The sequence below is a fragment of the Salmonella sp. SAL04214 genome, assembly GCF_046550615.1.
Lineage (GTDB): Bacteria > Pseudomonadota > Gammaproteobacteria > Enterobacterales > Enterobacteriaceae > Salmonella > Salmonella enterica.
Window position 1 is genome coordinate 1 of sequence record NZ_JBGDXT010000036.1, and the last position, 525, is coordinate 525.

At 54.5% G+C, this 525-nt stretch carries 1 rRNA gene; it reads left to right on the forward strand.

Annotation, left to right across the window (positions count from 1 at the left end):
- Window positions 1-525: ribosomal RNA gene (locus ACLJQD_RS22945) — 23S ribosomal RNA — on the forward strand; the annotation flags it as partial.

A 525-nucleotide genomic window follows, 5' to 3' on the forward strand; every position in this document is an offset into this window, starting at 1 on the left:
TGGGCGTTAAGTTGCAGGGTATAGACCCGAAACCCGGTGATCTAGCCATGGGCAGGTTGAAGGTTGGGTAACACTAACTGGAGGACCGAACCGACTAATGTTGAAAAATTAGCGGATGACCTGTGGCTGGGGGTGAAAGGCCAATCAAACCGGGAGATAGCTGGTTCTCCCCGAAAGCTATTTAGGTAGCGCCTCGTGAATTCATCTCCGGGGGTAGAGCACTGTTTCGGCTAGGGGGCCATCCCGGCTTACCAACCCGATGCAAACTGCGAATACCGGAGAATGTTATCACGGGAGACACACGGCGGGTGCTAACGTCCGTCGTGAAGAGGGAAACAACCCAGACCGCCAGCTAAGGTCCCAAAGTCATGGTTAAGTGGGAAACGATGTGGGAAGGCCCAGACAGCCAGGATGTTGGCTTAGAAGCAGCCATCATTTAAAGAAAGCGTAATAGCTCACTGGTCGAGTCGGCCTGCGCGGAAGATGTAACGGGGCTAAACCATGCACCGAAGCTGCGGCAGCGAC